The organism is Halioglobus sp. HI00S01 (genome assembly GCF_001635445.1).
Lineage (GTDB): Bacteria > Pseudomonadota > Gammaproteobacteria > Pseudomonadales > Halieaceae > Halioglobus > Halioglobus japonicus.
This window is the reverse complement of sequence record NZ_LWEE01000219.1, coordinates 1-216: the sequence shown is the minus strand read 5'-3', so window position 1 is coordinate 216 and position 216 is coordinate 1. Positions and strand designations below refer to the sequence as shown.

Below are 216 nucleotides of genomic sequence, written 5' to 3'. Positions count from 1 at the left end.
TTAACAAGGCCGACCTGCGGGTTGATACCTACCGTGCCTCCGGTGCCGGGGGCCAGCACGTGAACAAGACCGACTCCGCGGTGCGCATCACCCACTTGCCCTCAGGTATTGTGGTGGAGTGCCAGGACGAGCGTTCCCAGCATAAGAACCGGGCTCGGGCTATGTCGCTGCTGCAGGCAAAGCTGTTGACCAGTGTCCAGGACAAAGCCGCTGAAG

At 61.6% G+C, this 216-nt stretch carries 1 protein-coding gene; it reads left to right on the top strand.

Features of this window, described 5'->3' with window-relative positions:
* Positions 1–216, top strand: a 216-nt coding sequence (locus tag A3709_RS17290) for a peptide chain release factor-like protein (protein WP_304438777.1), incomplete at both ends; no start/stop codon positions are given.